Below are 19,620 nucleotides of genomic sequence, written 5' to 3' on the forward strand. Positions count from 1 at the left end.
GTGAAACCTGAAGCAGGTATGCAAGTAACGGCAACAATTGAACGGCAGGCACCATTCGGCTATTTTTTATCAGTAGAAGGACAAGACATTCTCCTGCATCAGAGCGATGCGGAAGGAGAGCTGGAAATCGGCGAGCAGGTCGAAGTATTCCTGTACCACGATCATCAGGATCGGATCGCAGCCACGCAGCACGAACCGTATATTACACTGGGGGAATTCGGCTGGCTTGAAGTCAAAGATGTGCATCCACGTATGGGTGTGTTTCTAGATAACGGGATTCGTAAAGACTTGTTGCTTCCGGCAGATCAGTTGCCTGAAATCAAAAGCAAGTGGCCACGTTCAGGTGATCGCGTATACGTAGAGCTTGAACACGACAAACAAGGGCGTATGCTGGCTGTACTCGGCCGGGAAGAGAACTTTGAACAAATCGCCGTACCGGCAGAGCAAGATAGCTTCAATAAAGATATTACAGGCTACGTATATAAAGTCATTAAGATCGGCGCATTTCTACTGACCGAAGGACAGCATCTTGCCTTCATTCACCGTGACGAAACGGACGAACCGTTACGTGTCGGACAGCGAGTGGAAGGGCGCATCTCTAAAGTTAGGGATGACGGAAGAGTAAATGTAACGACGAAGCTGCGAAAAGAAGTCAGCTACAGTCAGGATGCCGAGATGATTTACGATTACATTAAGAACCGGGGCGGTCGTATGCCCTATACGGATAAGACAGACCCGGATATTATCAAAGAGAAATTCGGGATCAGCAAAGCTGCATTCAAGCGTGCGCTCGGTAAGCTAATGAAAGAAAGACGAGCTCACCAGGAAGAAGGCTGGACCATTCTGTCCGAAAAAAATAGTAAAAAAAGCGCTGAATAATTGTGTTCAGCGCTTTTTTTACATAAAAACTTGAATATTCAGTAAAAATATGTGTACAATTAAGTAACGGATATTATCACTATAAATAATGTATAAACAGAATAAAAATTACATCTCCATGTTTATTATGCGACATAAACCGGGTAAAGTGTTCGAAATCATATAGCATACGAAATCCTGAGCGAATACATATGCAGAAATGCTAGAAAGGAAGGATGGCAGAACATGCTGTATTATGATGACAAGTCCCAGGTGAAGAAATGGGAGCGCCTGTCGCTTCTTAGAGCTCAAGTACGCTATATGGAGAACCAATGGCCGGAAACGAACATACAGGAAGAACGCCCAACGGTGCTTGAAGAGATGCGTAATGGCGAAACGGTGGATATTAATGCAATTCATATCGGAGTATCTTGGCAACAGGCTCACGACGTAAACCGTGAAATTTTCCGTCGTATCGGTATGGATGCCTACCGTGATACGTATAGATAATGTCCTGTACGCTTTGTACAGGGCATTTTTAGTAGGATACAAAAAAAGTTAGCACATTTTTAATTCTTTGTCATACTCTTTGTAGAAGAAACGGTTTAATCATCAATGATTTTGGGTATGTATAGGAAGCCGTTATTTTATTTGTAAATAAAGATAAAAGAGGGAGGGTGATATGATGTACTACGTAGTGTACGAGACAATTTCCTTGTTCGGGAAATCGAACGATCATAACGTAGCCGCATTTGAAACACTGGGAGAAGCACGTGATTTCGCACAAGAAGTCACCGGGCAAGGCTCTCCAAAAGTAACCATCGCCCAGGAAATAGGTATGGGTGATAAAGAAGACCGGCTGGCGAATTAAGCCAATAAAGTGAAACTTCACTCGTGGGGGTTCATCCCTTACTTGAGTGTTAGCTGAACGTATCGGACCTTTATAAGCGGTTTATCCTGCTTACATTTCCTCGATTTCTACCATCCTCAAGCCGGGGGGCTTACGCTCGTTAAGGCGGGATAAACTAGGGGACAGGGCTTGCCTTACAGCGGCCCTTTTTCCATGTAAAATAAGACAAATGTTTAGAAGATGAAGAAAGCGGGTAAATCTCTCCTAACTGAAGCGATAGACTTTGATGCAGAGGAGTAGATGAACATGGTACATGGACGTTTGCTTTACTTCAACAAACACTCGGTCGTCCGAAGAAAGAGATGATGCAGCTATGCGTCCAGGTAAGGTTATTACGTATCAGCTATCGGATGAAGAATTGGCGAAATACCGCAATCTACCGCCGGTTGAGGGCAAGCGGAGCATTTCTCTTCCCTACCGGAAAAAGAAAAAATAAGAATCAAATCCCCGTCGTCGAGGCGGGGATTTTTAGTATAAAAATGGCGAATGCTCACATTTTGCTCACCTTTAGTCTGCTAAAGTGCTCGGAGGGGGTGTTTTGCGGCTATTCTTCATGGCAATTTCCAAATTAGCAGCCAAGTCTTTCTGCATATCTGGTAGGACATGAGAGTACGTGTCTAATGTAATCGTGACACTAGCATGCCCCATCCGTTCGGAAACCAGCTTTGGATTTCCTCCCATACGAAGCAGGATCGTTGTGTGCGTATGACGTAAATCATGAAAACGAATGACCGGTAGACCAGCATGCTTTGTTTGCTTCTGGAAGTAGTCATTCATTGTATTGGGCTCTACTGGCGTTCCGATTGGGGTAGCTACAACTGAATCAAGATTTTTATAGGTGTTACCCAGGCGAAGTTTCTGCCCGTTTTGTTCGGTTTTGTGCTTCTTTAGACAATTGACTACAAAAGGGGGGAGAGAAATTACGCGGTGTGCAGCCTTTGTTTTAATCTGATTTGATACATCGACAAATTCTTGTGGTGAGAGGGAAGAAAAGAAGGAGGGGGCGGTGGGCGGGAGCTGCACATGAGCTTGGGCAACATGAGCCGCAGAGGAAACTGTTATGACAACGCCTGCATCGAATCTTTTCACAGTATACTGAAGAAAGAACTTGTGTATCTCATGGACTGGCTTTGGTGGATAGTTGTTCCTCCTGACCTTTGGGATTAGATTTATTAAGCTACTTGTGTATAGGTGTTGGTGTGGTAAGTGGATACCAGGGCACGAAGAAGACCCCACCGGCTTAGGCGAGGCCACTGAAAAAGTCCTCTTGACCTAAAAAAGGTATCATCCCTCCATTTGTGAGGAGATTATACCTTTTTTCTGTATAATCAAGGTATCAATTTATGCGGGTGGTTACGATGATTCAAAAACAACAATCCATGATCTTCAGTCCGTTTATGGCTATTTATGATTTGGTCATTCCAAAGGATAACCTGTTGCGAAAAATTAACGAACTGATCGACTTCTCTTTTTTATATGACGAGCTTAAAGATAAATATTGCCTTGATAACGGTCGAAACGCCATCGACCCGATTCGTATGTTCAAATATTTATTGTTGAAGTCGATCTATGACTTGTCTGATGTCGACGTGGTTGAACGTTCGAAATATGACATGTCTTTTAAGTATTTTCTTCAAATGGCGCCTGAAGAGTCTGTGATTGAATCAAGTTCATTGACCAAGTTTCGGAAACTGCGTTTAAAAGATATCGACCTTTTGGATATGTTGATCAATAAGACTGTAGAAATCGCCATTGAAAAGGGGATTATCAAAAGTAAAGCCATTATCGTCGATGCCACTCATACGAAAGCTCGGTACAATCAGAAGTCCCCTAAAGAAATCCTGATGGATCACTCAAAAAAGTTGAGAAAAGTCGTATATACCCTAGATGAAACCATGAAAAACAAGTTCCCCGCCAAAAACGCAACGAATGTATTGGAAGATGAGATCGACTACTGTCAAAAGCTTATTGACGTGATCGAAAAGGAAGGCAGTATTTCCGAGTATCCAAAAGTAAAGGAACAGGTAAACCGTCTTAAAGAAGTCGTCGCTGATGATATCGAACCGTTGCCGATCTCAGAAGATCAAGATGCAAAGGTGGGGCATAAAAGTGCGGATTCTTCGTTTTTTGGATACAAAACACACATAGCCATGAGTGAAGAACGGCTGATCACGGCCGCAACCATTACGACCGGTGAAAAAAATGACGGAAAACAATTACAGACGTTAGTTGAAAAAAGTGTGGCAGCTGGCATGGAGATTGAAACCGTAATTGGTGATACTGCTTATTCGGAAAAAGGAAATATTGAATATAGTCAGGAGAACGATATCAAATTAGTCGCTAAATTAAATCCTTCCGTTACACAAGGGAATCGAAAGAAGGAAGATGAATTTGAATTCAATAAAGATGCAGGAATGTATGTATGTAAAGCAGGACATATGGCGATCCGGAAAGCTCGACAAGGAAAAAAAGGGGTAGGTAAAAATCAAAAAAATACGTACTATTTTGATATTGAAAGGTGTAAGCGATGTTCCTTTAAAGAAGGATGTTATAAAGAAGGAGCCAAAAGCAAGAGTTATTCTGTTAGTATTAAATCCAACGAACATGTAGAACAGGAAAAATTTCAAGAAAGTGAGTATTTTAAAGAAAAATCGAAAGAACGATATAAAATTGAAGCTAAAAATAGTGAGTTAAAGCACCGACACGGGTATGATGTGGCGTCATCCTCGGGTCTTATTGGTATGGAATTACAAGGGGCAATGGCTATATTTACAGTGAATTTGAAAAGGATATTGAAACTAATGGGTTAAAAGCGAGAGATACAGCTAGTGATAACGGGGAAAAAGACGACTCTGCATTCAAATACTGAATTAGAGTCGTCTTTTTTGATGAATCAATTTAGTTACTCTAAAAAACGCTAGTTTTTCAGTGGCCTCGCTTAGGCTGGGGGGGCTGTTTTTAGGTGCAAAATATGGTAGAAATGGTTGTTCAACTCGCCTATAACTTACTTAGCTGGGCAATCAAAATTAAACAGTTGAATTGGGCAATCAGACTTGGATTTAGATTGCTCAACCGGTACCCCTTTATTGTTATTACCAAGAACTTGTTGAACTAAGTTATTTAGATCTCCATTATTAGCGGAATTCAATTGGTGTGCTGCAGTTGTAGAACCGAAGTTTTGTGCTCCGTTTACGAATGGGCAGTTGGTTGCCGCACTTGCGCTCCCTGCACCAAAGGTTAGTAGAGATGCACCAAGAATAGTGACGGTTGCTAGTAGTTTTTTCATTTGACCACTCCTAAACTAAAATGTATTGTTTGCTAACACATGTTCCATCCTAACATATATACAAACGAATTTCGGGTGGTAAATGTTGTGAATTATCTGTTGATTGTTATTAGAGTAAGCGTCAAATATTTCACACCTGCCATTTCAGGGCGAGAGGATATCCCTATTGTTCTCTATGATTATCAGCCCACAAGAGCAGGAGAACATCCGAAGCGTTTTTTAACTCGTTTTCAAGGGTATTTACAAGTAGATGGATATAGTGGTTATCATCAAATACCGGATGTCACTCTTGTGGGATGTTGGACGCATGCCAGACGAAAGTTTGATGAAGCCTTAAAGGCTTTACCTGATTCACAGAAGGGGAAAAAAGTGAAGGCGAGCGAAGGTTTACACTTCTGTAATCAACTCTATTAAAGAAGGTTATACATCAACCATTTTCTATTATCATTTAACGTATATATGGTTTTTTAGCCATTGTCTGAAATACTGCAACTGTTCCTGAGTATGGAAATAGTGTTCTCCGTTCTCCATTACTTGCAAATTACAGTTAAAGCGTTTAGCAAATTCAGATACAATGTCAAACTCACATAAGTTATCTTCTGAACCATAGAGAATTGAAGTCGGATTATTCCAAGCAACAATAGGATGTTCTTTCACATAACAGTAGTAATCCCAATAGAGAGTTTGTCCAATAGGTGTGGAAATTTCTTTCTCTATTTTTAGTCTACTCTCACTTACGTTAAACCATGTCATCATATTATTTATTATACGTTCCATATTTACCACAGGAGAGAGAAACAAGCACTGCTTCAACGGCTCATGGCTATATTCTAATAGACTAAAATACGCTCCCATGCTACAAGCAAAAATGCTTATATTATTTGATAACGATTTTGCATAGGTCATAATTGTATTAAGGTCTTGAACACAGTTTTGAACTTTACAAAGATAAGTATCATCCTTACGGTCACCATGTTGAGGCAAATCAAAACTAAGAACTTGATAACCTACTGCTGTTGCTTCTTCTGCAAATACAATAATCGAGTCATCTGCCTTATTTGACATGTTACCATGCACAACTATAAATAACTTATCTGATTTGTCTCCCCACAAAATTATCGGAATATTATCTATCTTTAAATTATGTCTTATCATTACATCTATCCTCCATGAAATATAAATAATTCATGATTCCTAAAATTCAAGTGTGTACTAAATTAGAGAGTGCTTATATGATAGTTATAACAATGATTCCATTATAATGTATATATCTAAATAAATATTGGCTCTCTTTCTTTAAAATCTGTTATTCTTGTATAAGCGTGGATTACATTGCATTGAACCATAAAGTTCTTGATTTTAACAACTTCTTTGTCAGTTTCTATTATATGAAGTTTTTATTCGTCTAATCTATATACCCATCTTGATAAGTCGCAGAGGCGCAAGAATCTTGATGGTGAGATAAAGCCATGTCTTAAGGCTGAAATAAGTGTCGAAGACATAAATGAAAAGTAATGGCGAAAAATAAGAAGGAGCTTGTCGCGGCGTAACAGCTCCTAGAAATCCTCCGTCCCCCCTTAACTTACGCTCTACATTGTAAATGTGCTAAGTAAAGACGGCCATACGGAAAATTTCTCACGGCAGGAGGGACATAATGTTTCCCCCGCTAAATAATACAGATGCCTAACCAATGTTTGCTCCCCGATCGCTTCCGCTTGCTCCGCTAATGTTCGTATTTCTTCATCTGCAAATGACGTGACCGGAACGATTACATAGGGTTCCTGGCCAGTGTGAAAGACGGGATCGCGTTCATAGACTTGAAGGATTTCTGCAGAATTATCTTCATGAGGCCAGATGAATACATCTTCTTCGCAGGCCGGACACACGGCCACATACTCATCACAGTTAATAAAAGTCATCAACATATTGGCAAGAATATACGAACCCCGATAAGCGGCATCCGCAACAAGAATAAAATGTTTCTCCATCTCATCGATGGAATGATGGGCTGTATAGGAGAATACTTCCTTTGTAAGCGCCTTGAGCTTCCCAATGGCCTCTAAATATTCACGATACAATTCAGTACAGACAGAGTTGCCTACATCCTCAACCAGTTCAGCCCAAGATTCTGGAAATAGCTCCCCATCGCGCTCATTACGGCTTGCCTCGATTATACCGCAATTTACAAACAGCTCTTTGCGCACTTCAGCATCAGATGTAGAACATGCTATTTGTGCCAAAAATGGCATCGCTGCATATGTAGCCGTATATATTGTATTTTGATGGAACAAGTACTCCTGAAAGAGTTCGTCAAAAATCTCCTGGCTATATTGTTGCATTAGCTGCTGCAATAACACAGGTACGTTGTCTGCGGAACTATACGGTCCTGTTAGCTTTCCCCATACATCGCTATTCCACTTAAGCAAGCTTTCCCTCCGTTCATAAATCAGGCCCAAGCCTCTTCATCATTTCCCCATGAACCGGCATCAATGTTCATTAGGTGACGAGCGAATCCAATGGCACATCATTTAATACACGTTGGACGAGTTTTCTTCTTGAAAAATTTTGTACACGCATCAGCCATTTGTTTGACTGTAATAACCATTGCACTTGCTAAAACTACTTCTATGCCATGAACATTCTCGTAAAAGGTAATCGTTTCGTCCCTAATATTGTCATCACCGTAAGAAGCAAAAGTTCCCTTTTGTTCACAATCTAAAAATTACAACACACAATAGTTCATTTGTCGAATTCTTAATCGCGATTTATATCTATTTAAATATTATTGTAAACAAATTACTAGCACCCTATTTATACCATATAAAAGTAGGGTTTACAATCATTACATAGTTACTTTGACTTATTATATGCTTTGATGTTGCTAGAAGTAACTATCACAAAAACAGGGTAGATATTGTCATAAAACGCAGACTTATTAGAGGAATGGAGAATTGAGTCAACGAAAGATACGCTTGTTTTCAATAAGGGATGGAAGGATTTGGGCGTGCTGATTCAAACGGAGAGCGACGAGGTATTTCTCTGTTAAGAAGGTGCTGGCTATGTAGCCAGTAAATGAAAAGAGAGTGGGTTAAATGCACAGATGACGGAGCTTTTTTTATATAAAGGCTCTGTTAGACGTTAGTGTTGATCTTTTAGAAAAATAAAAAAGGGCCATTTTAGCCCTTATGATTTATCTCTTGTTCAATTCATGCTCCTGTTAATTCCTCCTCAAGAAAAGTTGCTACATCATTCCAAGCTTCTATTGGTGAACTTTTTTCATATTCAAATACTCCAAAATTCACATTAGCATCTGGTTCATCTTCATAAAGTGAAAATTCTCGTATTAATCTACCCTTTTCTATTACTATAAGCTCTGCATTAAAATCTTCATCATAGTAAGCGTATGTAACAGAACTATCTTTTGCGAGTTCCATCCAAGATTCATTTGATAATCCAAAAAACGTTTGTCCTTCAAGGTCTATAAAGTGTGTCCATCCATCTTCAGATTCAGACAAGCACACTGATTCATTATAAAAATTCCCATTTTCGTCCCGTTGAAAATTTATATCCTTATTCATCCAATCGCAATAACGCTTTTTAGCTTCTTCTAATGATAAATTTATTTTAAAACAACACTCTCTCATTTTGATTTACCACCCTCATTTTTCTTTTCGACAGTTGTTTTTTCCAATATTTACACCCTACTAACGTTAGCTTAATAAAAAAACAACATTCTTTAACAGAACTTTTATATAAAGGCTATGTTAAATGCTAATGTTGATAATCAGATAAAATTAAAGGAAACCCGACTATAAAGGGTTTCCAATCCTTGTTCAACTAACATTGATAAGTACACCAAAAGACCTTATCAACTATTGGCTGGAAGTCGGACACTTTTATGAAATTTAGCAAAATGTTTGTTTCATTTGTTCCAACATATTCATTTTCATCTACATTATAATATTGAATTACCTCAACTTTATAAACTCCATTTTCTATATCAATTTTATAATTGGAGCAATTTTTATCAGGTACTTTTTCATCTTCAAACTGAGCAGCCATCGTAAGACAATCATAATCAACCAAATATAATTTATTCTCTGTTACTTTTATATACCCTACAGCCTTACGAAAACATGGATGAGTAATCTCTTCAGTTCCTATCTTCACGTCAACACTCCAAGAATGCTCTATTCCTTCTTCTGTCATTTTAAACACCAAAATATGTCCCTGTTTCATTTCATTCCCAAAGTGTTGCAAGAGAATATCATCTAACTCCCAATCTTCATTCACAAATGATTTGTATTTATCAGCATTAACTACTCCAATAAAATTGGTATCACCAAAATTCATACAAAACTTCATTGGTATCCTCCATTTTTTACCTCAGAATAAAAATCATAATATATATTCGTATCAATTTTACTAAATCCTTGTCCAACTAATGAAAAAGACATCAAATATCAACATTCACCTTTAACAGAGCCTATATAAAAAAGGAAATTCTCCGCAGAGGGCTATTTATCCAGCGTATCAAATGGCTGGTACTTTTTTCTTGTCGTTTCCAATTCCTTTTTCTTTTCCTCCAGGTCTGTTTTTAAAAACAAGCTGTCTTTTAGCATCTTCTTAATTGGGAGTAACTTTCCATCCTTGATGAGCTGGCTAAGTCGTTCACGACTAATTTCCAAAAACTCAATCGTTTCTGCGGAATTTAATACCTCTTCAGTAACAAATCGCCTGAGATCTTCCCTTGTCTCGAAATGATACGCTATACCTTTCACCTTTTTGTTTATTGTGTTTTCCTTAATGCCGCAGTAATCCATAAGTAAGCAACGGCTACGATAAGAATAATCTGTTGCCATGTTAATTGTTCGGGAGAATATGTGACAGCAAGGGCTAAACCAAGAGCGCCACGTAGGGATACAAGATTTCTCATGCATGTTTTTAGTCTTTTCATAGTCCACTTAGAGTGGAAGGAAAGGAAGAAGGCCTTGCATTTCTTCTTCCTCCCTGTGTTAGCTACTTGCGACGTTTACCTTGCAAAATTAGCTGTTTTTAAGCGATTTTTCTTCATTTATAGTAAATCCTTGCTTTACTTCAACAAACACTCAGTCGTCTCTAAGGAAGAAAGAGATGATGCAGTTATGTGTCCAGGTAAGGTTATTATGTATCAGCTATCGGATGAAGAATTAGCGAAATACCGCAATCTACCACCAGTTGAGGACAAACGGAGCATTTCTCTTCCATACCGGAAAAAGAAAAAATAAGAATCAAATTCCCGTCGTCGAGGCGGGGATTTTTAGCATAAAAATAGCGATTGACCACATCTTGACCACCTTTAGTCAACTAAAGTAATTTTTGTCTGGCTTTTATAGCTGCAATTTCTGCTTCTTCAAGCGTATCGAATTGACCGATATGATGTTGTTTTCCTTCCACCATGATACGGACACGATACTTATTTACAATAAGGTCGATATTCACCGTCTTTTTTGTACGAGAAATAAACCATGTTCCTGGTATGCTGCTTACCTGTTCAAAATCAGCAGTATCAATGAGGGTTTGTCGCTGGCTCCCTTCTCGGCTTTCATAATAAATAATGGTCGTTCTGTCGGATTGATGAACAAATTTTATAAAGGCTCTGATAAATTGACTATCAGTAGATTGTTCTAAAATATGGTATGATTACATGGTTGTAAAATGGCATGAAAATAGGTTTATAAAAATGGGGGATGTTAATTATGAGGGTTGTAAACGCGACAATGGATGACCTAAACGGATGGTTAGAATTAGCCTCTGAAGTCGAATACCTATTTGGACCAATGGTAAGTGATCCAAATTTTATTCAGGTATTAGAGAAGAATATAAATCAAAATAGTGCATTTTGTGTGAGGGAAAACGATGGATTACCTGGATCTAGATTGCTCGGTGGGATTTTATTTTCAGCATCAAATGCTCCAAGATATAAGGTTGGGTGGTTATCCGTTTCAGCGCAAGCGAGAAATAAAGGAATAGCAACAGCATTGCTAAGACATATTTTGAAACTTATTGATGTTCCAGCAGAAGTAGTAGTTACTACATTTGGTTATGATATTCCTGATGGGCAACCTGCAAGAAAGCTGTACCAGAAGTTTGGCTTCGTTCCATTAGACGAGTTGATTCCAAATGGCCCAGAAGGAGGTAGTCGTCAAAAATTTAAATTGGTTGTTACTTAGGTTGGTTTTAACTAACGTGTCTAAAAGAATCTACCTTTGTAAAATTCGGCTTTTAGCATGATGTCAGAAACAAGGCTTTGAAAGTCAATTTTTCTCCAATTTCCTATTCAGTTCCAAGAAACGAAGCCAAAATAAATAGTTATCCAAGTATTGTGTAGCCACACCAACACAAATCTGTTCATTACTAACACCTCGTTTTTGGGCTGAACCATCGCGTTTTCGTGATTTATGGTGTGCAATGCTACCTTTTTTGCCCTTATCACTTTCTACAATGCCTCGAAGTTGATTGTGACCAATAAAACAAATAGCATTCAAAATTTTACGTCTCCAATAGAAGGCAGTGAATACGTGAATCTCTAACTCTTGTGCAATTTTGGGTAACGACTTCCCATTATTTTCAACCATCATTTCAAAATAGCGAAGCCATTTATGAGGATGATGTGTGCCAGAAAGTGAACTTTCACTCCTATCGTTAACGGTCTTACCGCAATCCTTGCACAAATAGCACTGCCGCGAGCGATACTTTCCGTTTCGTTTCAAACTCAGACTCCCACAGTGAATACAAGCTAATCCGTTACTAAATCGAACTCCTCGAATGTTTTCAACCATGCTTATGATGTTGGTTTTCTGTTCTGGGTACAACGTATCTTTTATGGCATCATACAATTTTGCCTTTTCCGCCTGGAGCATATCGTAAAATTTTCTTAAAATTCTGTCTATTATAAGTAAATAAGAATTTTTGTATTAATTTATACTATTATTATAACAAAATTTAGACTGAGTTCGTCTTTTAGCAACCATATTTTAGAAATAAGCCTTTATGAAAGTAGTTTTAATAAAGGTACGTAATACTAAAACCATGATAAGAAAAATATGCTTAGGAGGTATCACGTATCTTTTACAGAGCCGATAACTACTCTATATAGGATGAGAGCGCTAGAAAACGAAGGCGATGACATTGAGGGATATATTAAATGAACTAGCTTTTAATGGAAGAAATACGATTATTCCAGACCTTTGTTTGGTCATGCATGATGATATTGTAGAGCCATATATTAACGACGATATTATAGAAACTATTTTTTATATAGCAGAGCGAAACGGACTTGAGGACGGATTGTATGAACTTGTTAGAGGTATACCCAAGATGTTACCCGATGCTGAATTTTGTGCAAAAAGAATACACAAGACACTGATGAACTCAGAGGGGTTAATCATACCGTACATACATGCATTGAACAAAACCGATGAATCTATTAAACAACTCATAATTGACATTCTACATGAAATAAAAGAGGAACAACCAGATAGATTTTCAGAAAAGGTGAAGATGATTGTAGAACAATTAGAGCCTATTAAATAAACAAGATGGTATCAAGAATCACTTTTTTATTAAGTAGTATAGTTTTTTAATCAGAGGTTTTGCTAAAGTTTATTGTTGATTTTCAATGAAAAATATCTCAATAGAACAGGAACGGAAAATGAAAAAATTAATTAGCATTAGACTGGCAAGTAATATAATAATCGCCATTAATGCAATAGCAATTTTGATGCATGTCCTGATACTTCTAAAGATTGTACCATATGATTTCGTATGGGGAGGACGATTAAAGAGTGAAGCAAATGTAATCATCTTTGAAAGCATATCGTTAGTTGTGCAAATACTATTTATTTTAATTATTGCTGTAAAAGCAGGGTATGTTTTCAAAGGAAAGTTCAAAAGAACTTTGAATGTCGGTATATGGATAATGTTTGGACTTATAGTGCTTAATACAATAGGCAATTTAGCTTCAAACTCTGGCTTGGAAACAATGGTAATGACGCCATTAACCAGTGTGCTTGCACTTTTGGTATTCCGATTAGCAATTGAAAAGTAAAATTAGCTTAATACCGAATATACGATATTTTTCCTTTGGTTAAAAATCAATAACAAGCGATAACAGAGCCTAATCAGAAAAGAATTTTGAAAAAAGCGGGAAAATCATCCGCTTTTTCTATTTGTACAAGTCTTCCTATATTTTCAGTATCAATGTTTTGTCTTCCTTATGCTTGAGGATAGTCATTGAAAAAGACTGACATCATCCTATTTTACTTACTGTTTATACTCCACATATTCAATTATGGTTCCATCAGGATGTCTTATCGTCATATTTTTACTTGTAGGTACTTCTCTAATATCGCGAATGATTTCACTCCCTTGATCTAGTAGGTGTGTCCGAAATTCCAGGATGGAATCAACTACGCAAGTTGCCTTTGTTTCACGAAACGGAGCTAGAGCCTCTTCTGAACCTGCAAGCAGAAGAAAATCCCCAATACCAGCCAATTCCAAATGAACAGCCGGATAAGTAAAGCGTAATGAAGGCTTCGTATTTAGCAGTTGTTCATAAAAAGCAAGTGCGCTATTTATGTCTTCTACATATAAACGTGTAAAGGTTTTAATGATTTTCAAGGTAAATCCTCCTATCTAAAGTTACATAGAGTTTCCCTTAATTATACTAAACTTCTGGAATTTAGAAAGAATATATAGGAAAATAGATACATATATAGTAAATTTGTGTTAGATAGTATGAAGTTAGTAACATATAAACGGAAAAAGGGGGAGGTCAATGGAGTACATTTTACTAGGGAGTATTCTCCTGCTTTTATTTATTCTCTCCAAAAGTAAGTTGGCTAAAAAGAAAAAAAGGAAGCGTCATGAAGTTTTATCTCAACCAGAAGACAAAATCCAACAAAAAGGAAGAATAGGAGAGATGGTTGTCCAGGATATTCTTTCTCGACTTGGGAATGAATACATAGGCTTTCACGATATTATGATCCAAGGCAATAACGGCAATACAGCTCAAATCGACCATATTGTTTTTTCTCCTTACGGAATCTTCGTGATTGAAACAAAAGCTTATAGTGGTTATATCAAAGGATATGAAGGTGCAAAAAACTGGGTTCAGTTTTTGAAAAAACAGCAGCGGTATGAGTTCTATAATCCAATTAAGCAGAATGAACAACACATCAAAGCATTACGAACTGTACTGAACGATTCAGCTAGTATGTTGCCAATTGTCTCTATCATTGTGTTTGTTGGAACAAAAAGCATAGAAGTAGAAGCAACAAGAGCGATTGTAATACGAGAAAGCGAACTTCTAACAGTCATTCGAAACCACGTAAACGAAAAATTGACCATGCAACAGACCTATGAGATGGTAGATGTGTTGCAGAAGATGAATATTATTAGTGAGACAATGCGAGAGCAGCATATCAAAGACATTCAAAAGCGTGGTGAGCAGGTAGAGAATGGGATATGTCCGAACTGTGGAGGAGCTTTAGTGGAACGTATCGGAAAGTATGGAATATTTTTTGGGTGTTCTGGCTACCCACGCTGTAAGTTTAAAGTCAGCGCGAAACACAATAAAGAGGCAATTAAGTCATGACATATTGGCTTTTATGGATATACAGAAAGCAGAATGTCTTTGTTTGTAAGAGAGCTTATACAAGAGCACAAAATTAAGTATCAACCTTCTACAGGTGAATGTTTGAGGAGTGAAATGACCTGAGAACATTGTGTATTGTCCCTTGTGGCAATAAGAAAATTTGGGAGAAGGATATAAATGCTGGTCCAACACAAGCTAAAAATGTATACATAGGCTCGTTTGCTAAAAAATGCAGAGAATATGCTCAAAGGTTTTATGCTGATTCTTGGGTAATCTTATCAGCCAAATATGGCTTTCTCTTTCCAGATGATATTATCGAGGGACCTTATAATGTTACGTTTAATAAAAAGAGTACAAGTCCTATTACTATTGAAGAATTATCTATTCAGGCAAAGAGAAAACAATTAAGTGAATTTAATGAAATAGTAGTTGTAGGCGGGAGAAATTATGTAAAAATAGCCAAGGAAGTGTTTCAAGGAAAAAAGATTACTGAACCATTGTCCAGTTGCGCAGGGATGGGGTTTATGATGAAAAAACTTAAGAGTGCTATTGACCATAATACCCTAATTGAGTAGACAGAAAGGGTAACAATGATGAATTTACGTGCTGTGAAGTAGGAAATCGGTGCCCACCGGGGAGACTCGGTGGGTGGCCTTATGACACAGGTGCACATTGTGAAAAGTAAGGATTTAAGCTGTTGGTTTTTTAATCATCAAGAAAGCTTTTTTCGCTAAATAATAAATCAACATCCCATCTACTAATTGAAAGAACAAAATAAGAATGGATGTATCTAGGCTGGCAGTATATCCAAGGGCGACTTCATTCTTTAGATGGCTACTTTCTCTATAGGCATCTATCATTTGCGGTTGATAAAAATATGTGTTCAAAAACCCCCTACCTACATCAAAAAGAAAAAACAGAATGTTGAGTGCGATGGAGAAAATCAATGCATGCAGAAAGGATTTCATAAATAAGCCAACTCCTTATGTTCCTTTGAGGTAAATACTAACAGTTCAATTCATTAATGACTAGTTAAATGAATTTGCAATAAAAAGGCCGACATAGATCAGCAATTGAAAGTTGATTTGAGTTAAATTCATTTGAACGGGATTGGCTAAAGTAGATTAGAAGAAGCATAAAATGTTTGTGCAATACATGTTTCTCCGTCCTCTACTATGACTTTTTCCGTATATAGCAGATTATATTTTCGATAAAAAGCTTTCCAAAATTGAATAGCGGGTTGGTTCTGTTCTAGTTGTAGAACATAGTAGCTTCCAGGAAAGGATGAAAGCAATTGTTTAACAGCCTCTTTCCCTAAGCCCCGACCTCTATATCTATTTAACAAGAATAGATCATTAATGCAGTATTCGAGTTTATTATTTTTTATTGTCTTAACAAAGAGGATAAATCCAATGATTTGGTTTTCTAACATAATAAAAAAGGGAGTTAAGTTTGATTCTACAAAAAAACACTCTAGATTTTCATAGATAAATACACCTTGATCATTGATAGAGAGTTGGTTTGTATATGTTGATAAATCATGAAGATACAGATGGATTAAATTATCTAGAATGTTTTTCTCTTTTAGTTGAATTTTAACAAGTTCCACAGACATGAATTTAGAACTCCTCTCATCTTTAGTGGCAAATGATTAACTATATGTATTTATCGAATGAAGTACCTTATGAATTGAGCTTCCTGGCTCTCTTTGTTTAATTGATTAGGCATGAGTGCTCATTTTGACAGGAATGAAATCCATAGTAAAGCAAGAGTTTTTAAAAACTAAAAGGCCGACACAAGGTCGGCAGCGAGGGGTTGGTTATTGGGAGAAAAGTACACTTTCAATATACCATATTTAGGTAAATGGGTGAATAAGGAATTTTATGGGGAGACATAAAAAAGACCGGCACAGGTTAGGCCGGTAAGTAGCAGGTGAGTGTATCATCGCAAAGACGATACATCATCAATATACTCCTTCGAAATAAAAGAAGTGAAAGAAGGAGAAAGAATGAACAAAAAAGGGCCGGAGCAAGTCCGGCAATGAACAAATGGAAGTGGCATCACAAGGAGGAGATACTTCTAGTATATTTTGCTAGATGGAGAACGTGAGAGAAAAGTGGACAAACAGGCCATAAAAAAGGCCGACATAGAGTCGGCAGTGAAAAGAAGGTTATTTCGAGAAAAAGTTTTACCTTTCCAATATACCACATTATGGAATATGGGTAAATAAGGAAATGGATAGGAAGACATAAAAAAGAGCCAGTCAAAAGACTGACAAATAAAGAACACTATAAATAAACCCGAGTTTTGGGGGACTCTAGGGCTTATAAAAAATATAACACAAGCCTACTGGTGAAGGAATATAGAACATATAAGGGCATAAGGAAGGTGTTCAGATAATGAATAGATATATCGAGTATTATAAAGACTTTGTTGAACAGATAGGACAGAAGTTAGTGAGATGGTATGAATTGAAAGGGGAATATGGATGAAAGTTCGGATCACTGGAAGTAGCATAAATGGTGAAAAATTGTCGTGGTGGTATTCAGATAAAATCGGTGAAGAATTTGAAGTTGAACAATGTCCAAAGTTTGATAAATATTGGATTACTAAAGATGAAACTAAATCGATTAATGGGGAAAATCATAAAAAACACATATACAAGTCCGATTGTGTATTGATTGACGATACTAGCATCTTATTAAGAAGTCGGTCGAAGAAACGAGGCAGGAGCCGGCAAGGCAGTAGAAGCTGAGGGAGAAAGGGATAAGGGAAGAGGTTGATAACAAACAGTAAAAGGGCCAGCATAAGCTGGCGGAGGAAACACCCCACGATAGTCCCTTTCTCAGGGGCGTTATTAATATAACCATAAAAGATAATAAAAATGCGCGATTCTTTGGGAAGAAATTAAAGTTTGATTGAAAAGGATTTAAACAATAATAAAAAACCCTTCTGCAATGCAGAAGGGTAAGGGAGAAAGGGTATAGAGAGTAACTATTTTAATTATTGCCTCTTTACCTGATAAATAAACATAACCCCTTCCAAAGAAGGGGCGTCTTAAGGAGGAGCCAAACATAATGCTATTCTCTATACAATATATTGCCCACATTCAAAAAAATTAAACATAAAAAAGTCCTTATAGCTGGCGGACTATAAGGACATGACAAGGGAATTAACTGCGCACTATACATTACGATCCATAAATAGAAAAGGTTACAAGTGAAAAAGCCCTTCTCTGCCTTATCCAGAGAAGGGAATAACAAAGGAGTAAAATAAGCGTTGCGCCTCTTTGCCAAGTTGGATAGAGGACCAACTAAACTGCCCCTACAGCTTGTCGGTTAGGCCATAGGGGCAAAGTAAAAAGGGCAATGTACTTTTTTATACGGTCTATAAATAAAAAAAGTTGCAAAAACACCCTCTCTGGATTCGTGGTCCGGGGAGGGAGTCTCTGCTTTGGTTGAATTTACTGGTCAAGATTATTTTACCATGAGCAGGGGGAATCGTCATGAATAATCATGTGTTTTTGGAAGAAGTATGTGCAAAGTGTCCAGGTTCACAGTGGGGAAAGTCAGCCATGTGCCGTATTCATGACATGCATATAGGTAAAGTGCAGAGTTGTCCTGAATGGGAAGGACATCAAGCGATAGCACAAGAGGAAGAACACCAGGAGCAGATCGCATGGATTGATTTAGAGCCAGCGATGGAATATATAGAGAAAACATGGGAAGACTTGACCGGGTATCACTGGATGATTAAAGAAATAGAGCGATTAAAAAGAGATTTGGACAAGGTTACGATTACTGCACCTGAAGGATCGGCGCTGGTAGCTCAGTACGGTATTGAGGCCACACTGCCAAAAGGCAAAGGAAAGAAGGTGGCTTATCTGTCTGTTTCCGAGGAAAGATATGAAAAGAAGCTGCAACGCATGAAACACCTAGAGGAAAAGGTACGACGTATCCAAGAGGCAGCAGACAAAATCACCTGTGAAAAAGAGCGTGCAGTCATTGAATGCATCCTGGACGGTGAACGCATGAACTTCATTGCCCGGCACGTTGGGATTTCACGGCAATACTTGAATGAGATTCGCCGAAAGCTGATTAAGAAGATGGCTTGGGAATTGTACAGCGATGAGCTTATAGGCGCGTAGGTTTACATTTTTGACAGTACGGATGGAAATGACAGTTCTGACACAATAGCCATTTTTTGAAGTGTGAAAGGGAGGTGTGATATGATGAGCGCAAGAGAAAAGAATAAACGCAAACAAAGAGGCCGTTCTGAGGGAGCGGTCTTTCTTGTTGCTGATTGTAATTTATAAAGCTTCTTTATTTTTTTCAATGTCTGTTCTTTTGTTACCCTGGATTGTTCAAATTATACGTTATATAAATTCATTTTTTATTTTATAGTCCGTATATAAGCAAGAAATCCTAAACACAATATGTGATGTTTGATAAAAATAAAAAAGGGTGATTTACAGATGGATAAAAAAGAAAAAGAAGTTATTGTAGTTTCGAATGCTAACAAAACAGAAATAGCTTCAGAATTAGCTCCGTTAAAAAATCAATTAAATCAAATGCAGCAGGCATTAAGTCAAGCACAAGCCCAGCAAGCACAAGCTCAACAAGCGGGTACTCAACAAGCTTCAACTCAAAATGCAAGCCAACTTCTACAACAAATGCAGCAGTTTAAAAGCCAAATCCAACAGCAGCAACAAAAAGGTGGAGTTCAGCAGTTACAACAGGCTATTCAGCAAGCTGTTCAAGCATTAAATCAATCTGCTCAATACATTGAAACTACACAAGCGCTTAATGAAATGAATGTGTTAGTTGATCAATACCAACATCAATTGATGGGTGGAACCCAAGCTCAATCTCAAAATCAAACCCAAGCTCAGAATCAAACATTACAGTAGTAAATTAAGAAGTCCAAGAG

General features: G+C 37.7%; 25 protein-coding genes and 3 pseudogenes. 14 read left to right on the top strand and 14 right to left on the bottom strand.

Annotation, left to right across the window (positions count from 1 at the left end):
* The 4 genes from AF333_RS11915 to AF333_RS35060 all read left to right on the top strand — a co-directional run bounded on the left by AF333_RS11915 (position 1) and on the right by AF333_RS35060 (position 2,204).
* A complete protein-coding gene (locus AF333_RS11915) occupies positions 1–879 on the top strand; it encodes a CvfB family protein (protein WP_235355950.1) in 879 nt (292 codons plus the stop codon).
* A 225-nt stretch (positions 880–1,104) separates the two neighbouring features.
* Complete coding sequence (locus AF333_RS11920) at positions 1,105–1,368, top strand: hypothetical protein (protein ID WP_043066917.1); 264 nt, start codon at positions 1,105–1,107, stop codon at positions 1,366–1,368.
* A gap of 175 nt (positions 1,369–1,543) precedes the next feature.
* The gene (locus tag AF333_RS11925; RefSeq protein WP_043066916.1) at positions 1,544–1,729 is read left to right on the top strand and encodes a hypothetical protein; all 186 of its coding nucleotides are present in this window, start codon (positions 1,544–1,546) and stop codon (positions 1,727–1,729) included.
* Between the two features lie 292 nt (positions 1,730–2,021).
* Positions 2,022–2,204, top strand: coding sequence for a hypothetical protein (locus tag AF333_RS35060; protein WP_235496395.1), 183 nt, complete (start codon positions 2,022–2,024; stop codon positions 2,202–2,204).
* Positions 2,205–2,275: 71 nt separating this feature from the next.
* Here AF333_RS35060 and AF333_RS11930 read toward each other — a convergent pair whose 3' ends face one another.
* Entirely contained in the window at positions 2,276–2,791 is a 516-nt protein-coding gene (locus AF333_RS11930; RefSeq protein WP_074715268.1) for a site-specific integrase, read from the bottom strand.
* A 335-nt stretch (positions 2,792–3,126) separates the two neighbouring features.
* Here AF333_RS11930 and AF333_RS11935 point away from each other — a divergent pair, with 335 nt between their 5' ends.
* Positions 3,127–4,578, top strand: coding sequence for an IS1182 family transposase (locus AF333_RS11935; protein WP_043063790.1), 1,452 nt, complete (start codon positions 3,127–3,129; stop codon positions 4,576–4,578).
* A 194-nt stretch (positions 4,579–4,772) separates the two neighbouring features.
* On the opposite strand, the gene AF333_RS11940 is transcribed toward AF333_RS11935, so the two are convergent.
* Positions 4,773–5,054 (bottom strand): hypothetical protein, encoded by a 282-nt coding sequence (locus AF333_RS11940; protein WP_043067269.1) that lies wholly within the window; start codon positions 5,052–5,054, stop codon positions 4,773–4,775.
* Positions 5,055–5,201: 147 nt separating this feature from the next.
* Between AF333_RS11940 and AF333_RS11945 the strand changes: the two are divergent.
* Positions 5,202–5,465, top strand: a pseudogene (locus AF333_RS11945) (IS66 family transposase); the annotation flags it as partial.
* A gap of 33 nt (positions 5,466–5,498) precedes the next feature.
* Here the strand turns inward: AF333_RS11945 and AF333_RS11950 are convergent.
* From AF333_RS11950 to AF333_RS36775, 8 genes and pseudogenes are all read right to left on the bottom strand, one after another.
* Complete coding sequence (locus AF333_RS11950) at positions 5,499–6,209, bottom strand: alpha/beta hydrolase (RefSeq protein WP_043067267.1); 711 nt, start codon at positions 6,207–6,209, stop codon at positions 5,499–5,501.
* A gap of 116 nt (positions 6,210–6,325) precedes the next feature.
* Positions 6,326–6,448: pseudogene (locus tag AF333_RS32765) on the bottom strand (IS1595 family transposase); the annotation flags it as partial.
* Positions 6,449–6,643: 195 nt separating this feature from the next.
* Entirely contained in the window at positions 6,644–7,480 is an 837-nt protein-coding gene (locus AF333_RS11955) for a hypothetical protein (protein ID WP_043067266.1), read from the bottom strand.
* Between the two features lie 780 nt (positions 7,481–8,260).
* On the bottom strand, positions 8,261–8,698 hold the full coding sequence (locus AF333_RS11960; RefSeq protein WP_043067265.1) for a hypothetical protein: 438 nt from the start codon (positions 8,696–8,698) through the stop codon (positions 8,261–8,263).
* A gap of 193 nt (positions 8,699–8,891) precedes the next feature.
* Positions 8,892–9,407, bottom strand: a complete 516-nt coding sequence (locus AF333_RS11965; RefSeq protein WP_080787868.1) for a hypothetical protein — start codon at positions 9,405–9,407, stop codon at positions 8,892–8,894.
* Positions 9,408–9,571: 164 nt separating this feature from the next.
* On the bottom strand, positions 9,572–9,916 hold the full coding sequence (locus AF333_RS11970; RefSeq protein WP_407638642.1) for a DNA-binding protein: 345 nt from the start codon (positions 9,914–9,916) through the stop codon (positions 9,572–9,574).
* Positions 9,917–10,217: 301 nt separating this feature from the next.
* Entirely contained in the window at positions 10,218–10,379 is a 162-nt protein-coding gene (locus AF333_RS33610; RefSeq protein ID WP_158502495.1) for a hypothetical protein, read from the bottom strand.
* A gap of 21 nt (positions 10,380–10,400) precedes the next feature.
* Positions 10,401–10,535 carry an AP2 domain-containing protein gene (locus AF333_RS36775; protein ID WP_254786524.1) on the bottom strand — a complete coding sequence of 45 codons (135 nt, stop codon included), beginning with the start codon at positions 10,533–10,535 and terminating at the stop codon, positions 10,401–10,403.
* Between the two features lie 257 nt (positions 10,536–10,792).
* Here AF333_RS36775 and AF333_RS11980 point away from each other — a divergent pair, with 257 nt between their 5' ends.
* Complete coding sequence (locus AF333_RS11980) at positions 10,793–11,266, top strand: GNAT family N-acetyltransferase (RefSeq protein ID WP_052812226.1); 474 nt, start codon at positions 10,793–10,795, stop codon at positions 11,264–11,266.
* A 156-nt stretch (positions 11,267–11,422) separates the two neighbouring features.
* On the opposite strand, the pseudogene AF333_RS11985 reads toward AF333_RS11980, so the two are convergent.
* Positions 11,423–11,956: pseudogene (locus tag AF333_RS11985) on the bottom strand (IS1 family transposase); the annotation flags it as partial.
* Positions 11,957–12,218: 262 nt separating this feature from the next.
* Between AF333_RS11985 and AF333_RS11990 the strand changes: the two are divergent.
* Both AF333_RS11990 and AF333_RS11995 read left to right on the top strand, forming a co-directional pair.
* The gene (locus tag AF333_RS11990; RefSeq protein ID WP_235496396.1) at positions 12,219–12,629 is read left to right on the top strand and encodes a hypothetical protein; all 411 of its coding nucleotides are present in this window, start codon (positions 12,219–12,221) and stop codon (positions 12,627–12,629) included.
* Positions 12,630–12,747: 118 nt separating this feature from the next.
* Entirely contained in the window at positions 12,748–13,143 is a 396-nt protein-coding gene (locus AF333_RS11995; RefSeq protein ID WP_043067451.1) for a hypothetical protein, read from the top strand.
* Between the two features lie 215 nt (positions 13,144–13,358).
* Here AF333_RS11995 and AF333_RS12000 read toward each other — a convergent pair whose 3' ends face one another.
* The gene (locus tag AF333_RS12000) at positions 13,359–13,715 is read right to left on the bottom strand and encodes a VOC family protein (protein WP_043067260.1); all 357 of its coding nucleotides are present in this window, start codon (positions 13,713–13,715) and stop codon (positions 13,359–13,361) included.
* 157 nt (positions 13,716–13,872) lie between these two features.
* Here AF333_RS12000 and AF333_RS12005 point away from each other — a divergent pair, with 157 nt between their 5' ends.
* The gene (locus AF333_RS12005) at positions 13,873–14,691 is read left to right on the top strand and encodes an NERD domain-containing protein (protein WP_052812223.1); all 819 of its coding nucleotides are present in this window, start codon (positions 13,873–13,875) and stop codon (positions 14,689–14,691) included.
* Positions 14,692–14,819: 128 nt separating this feature from the next.
* Positions 14,820–15,266, top strand: a complete 447-nt coding sequence (locus AF333_RS12010) for a DUF6884 domain-containing protein (protein WP_200894945.1) — start codon at positions 14,820–14,822, stop codon at positions 15,264–15,266.
* Between the two features lie 114 nt (positions 15,267–15,380).
* Here AF333_RS12010 and AF333_RS12015 read toward each other — a convergent pair whose 3' ends face one another.
* The gene (locus AF333_RS12015; RefSeq protein WP_043067258.1) at positions 15,381–15,659 is read right to left on the bottom strand and encodes a hypothetical protein; all 279 of its coding nucleotides are present in this window, start codon (positions 15,657–15,659) and stop codon (positions 15,381–15,383) included.
* 146 nt (positions 15,660–15,805) lie between these two features.
* On the bottom strand, positions 15,806–16,306 hold the full coding sequence (locus AF333_RS12020) for a GNAT family N-acetyltransferase (protein WP_043067257.1): 501 nt from the start codon (positions 16,304–16,306) through the stop codon (positions 15,806–15,808).
* 873 nt (positions 16,307–17,179) lie between these two features.
* Between AF333_RS12020 and AF333_RS12025 the strand changes: the two genes are divergently transcribed.
* The 3 genes from AF333_RS12025 (at position 17,180) to AF333_RS12035 (ending at position 19,600) form a co-directional block, all read left to right on the top strand.
* Positions 17,180–17,446: a hypothetical protein gene (locus AF333_RS12025; RefSeq protein ID WP_043067256.1), complete on the top strand. Its 267-nt coding sequence runs from the start codon at positions 17,180–17,182 to the stop codon at positions 17,444–17,446.
* A 750-nt stretch (positions 17,447–18,196) separates the two neighbouring features.
* Complete coding sequence (locus AF333_RS12030; RefSeq protein WP_052520465.1) at positions 18,197–18,838, top strand: hypothetical protein; 642 nt, start codon at positions 18,197–18,199, stop codon at positions 18,836–18,838.
* 327 nt (positions 18,839–19,165) lie between these two features.
* A complete protein-coding gene (locus tag AF333_RS12035; protein ID WP_052812220.1) occupies positions 19,166–19,600 on the top strand; it encodes a hypothetical protein in 435 nt (144 codons plus the stop codon).
* Positions 19,601–19,620 lie beyond the last annotated feature (20 nt).

Origin of the sequence: Aneurinibacillus migulanus (assembly GCF_001274715.1) — a bacterium.
Classification (GTDB): domain Bacteria; phylum Bacillota; class Bacilli; order Aneurinibacillales; family Aneurinibacillaceae; genus Aneurinibacillus; species Aneurinibacillus migulanus.

What these genes read in the sequence shown, in the direction of transcription:
- AF333_RS11925 (WP_043066916.1), top strand. Translation starts at nt 1,544, where the DNA reads ATGTACTACGTAGTGTACGAGACAATTTCCTTGTTCGGGAAATCGAAC.
- AF333_RS11950 (WP_043067267.1), bottom strand. Translation starts at nt 6,209, where the DNA reads ATGATAAGACATAATTTAAAGATAGATAATATTCCGATAATTTTGTGG.
- AF333_RS11920 (WP_043066917.1), top strand. Translation starts at nt 1,105, where the DNA reads ATGCTGTATTATGATGACAAGTCCCAGGTGAAGAAATGGGAGCGCCTG.
- AF333_RS11935 (WP_043063790.1), top strand. Translation starts at nt 3,127, where the DNA reads ATGATTCAAAAACAACAATCCATGATCTTCAGTCCGTTTATGGCTATT.
- AF333_RS11980 (WP_052812226.1), top strand. Translation starts at nt 10,793, where the DNA reads ATGAGGGTTGTAAACGCGACAATGGATGACCTAAACGGATGGTTAGAA.
- AF333_RS35060 (WP_235496395.1), top strand. Translation starts at nt 2,022, where the DNA reads ATGGACGTTTGCTTTACTTCAACAAACACTCGGTCGTCCGAAGAAAGA.
- AF333_RS12020 (WP_043067257.1), bottom strand. Translation starts at nt 16,306, where the DNA reads ATGTCTGTGGAACTTGTTAAAATTCAACTAAAAGAGAAAAACATTCTA.
- AF333_RS11940 (WP_043067269.1), bottom strand. Translation starts at nt 5,054, where the DNA reads ATGAAAAAACTACTAGCAACCGTCACTATTCTTGGTGCATCTCTACTA.
- AF333_RS12015 (WP_043067258.1), bottom strand. Translation starts at nt 15,659, where the DNA reads ATGAAATCCTTTCTGCATGCATTGATTTTCTCCATCGCACTCAACATT.
- AF333_RS11995 (WP_043067451.1), top strand. Translation starts at nt 12,748, where the DNA reads ATGAAAAAATTAATTAGCATTAGACTGGCAAGTAATATAATAATCGCC.
- AF333_RS11970 (WP_407638642.1), bottom strand. Translation starts at nt 9,916, where the DNA reads ATGGCAACAGATTATTCTTATCGTAGCCGTTGCTTACTTATGGATTAC.
- AF333_RS11960 (WP_043067265.1), bottom strand. Translation starts at nt 8,698, where the DNA reads ATGAGAGAGTGTTGTTTTAAAATAAATTTATCATTAGAAGAAGCTAAA.
- AF333_RS11990 (WP_235496396.1), top strand. Translation starts at nt 12,219, where the DNA reads ATGACATTGAGGGATATATTAAATGAACTAGCTTTTAATGGAAGAAAT.
- AF333_RS12025 (WP_043067256.1), top strand. Translation starts at nt 17,180, where the DNA reads ATGAAAGTTCGGATCACTGGAAGTAGCATAAATGGTGAAAAATTGTCG.
- AF333_RS12035 (WP_052812220.1), top strand. Translation starts at nt 19,166, where the DNA reads ATGGATAAAAAAGAAAAAGAAGTTATTGTAGTTTCGAATGCTAACAAA.
- AF333_RS11965 (WP_080787868.1), bottom strand. Translation starts at nt 9,407, where the DNA reads ATGAATTTTGGTGATACCAATTTTATTGGAGTAGTTAATGCTGATAAA.
- AF333_RS12030 (WP_052520465.1), top strand. Translation starts at nt 18,197, where the DNA reads ATGAATAATCATGTGTTTTTGGAAGAAGTATGTGCAAAGTGTCCAGGT.
- AF333_RS12005 (WP_052812223.1), top strand. Translation starts at nt 13,873, where the DNA reads ATGGAGTACATTTTACTAGGGAGTATTCTCCTGCTTTTATTTATTCTC.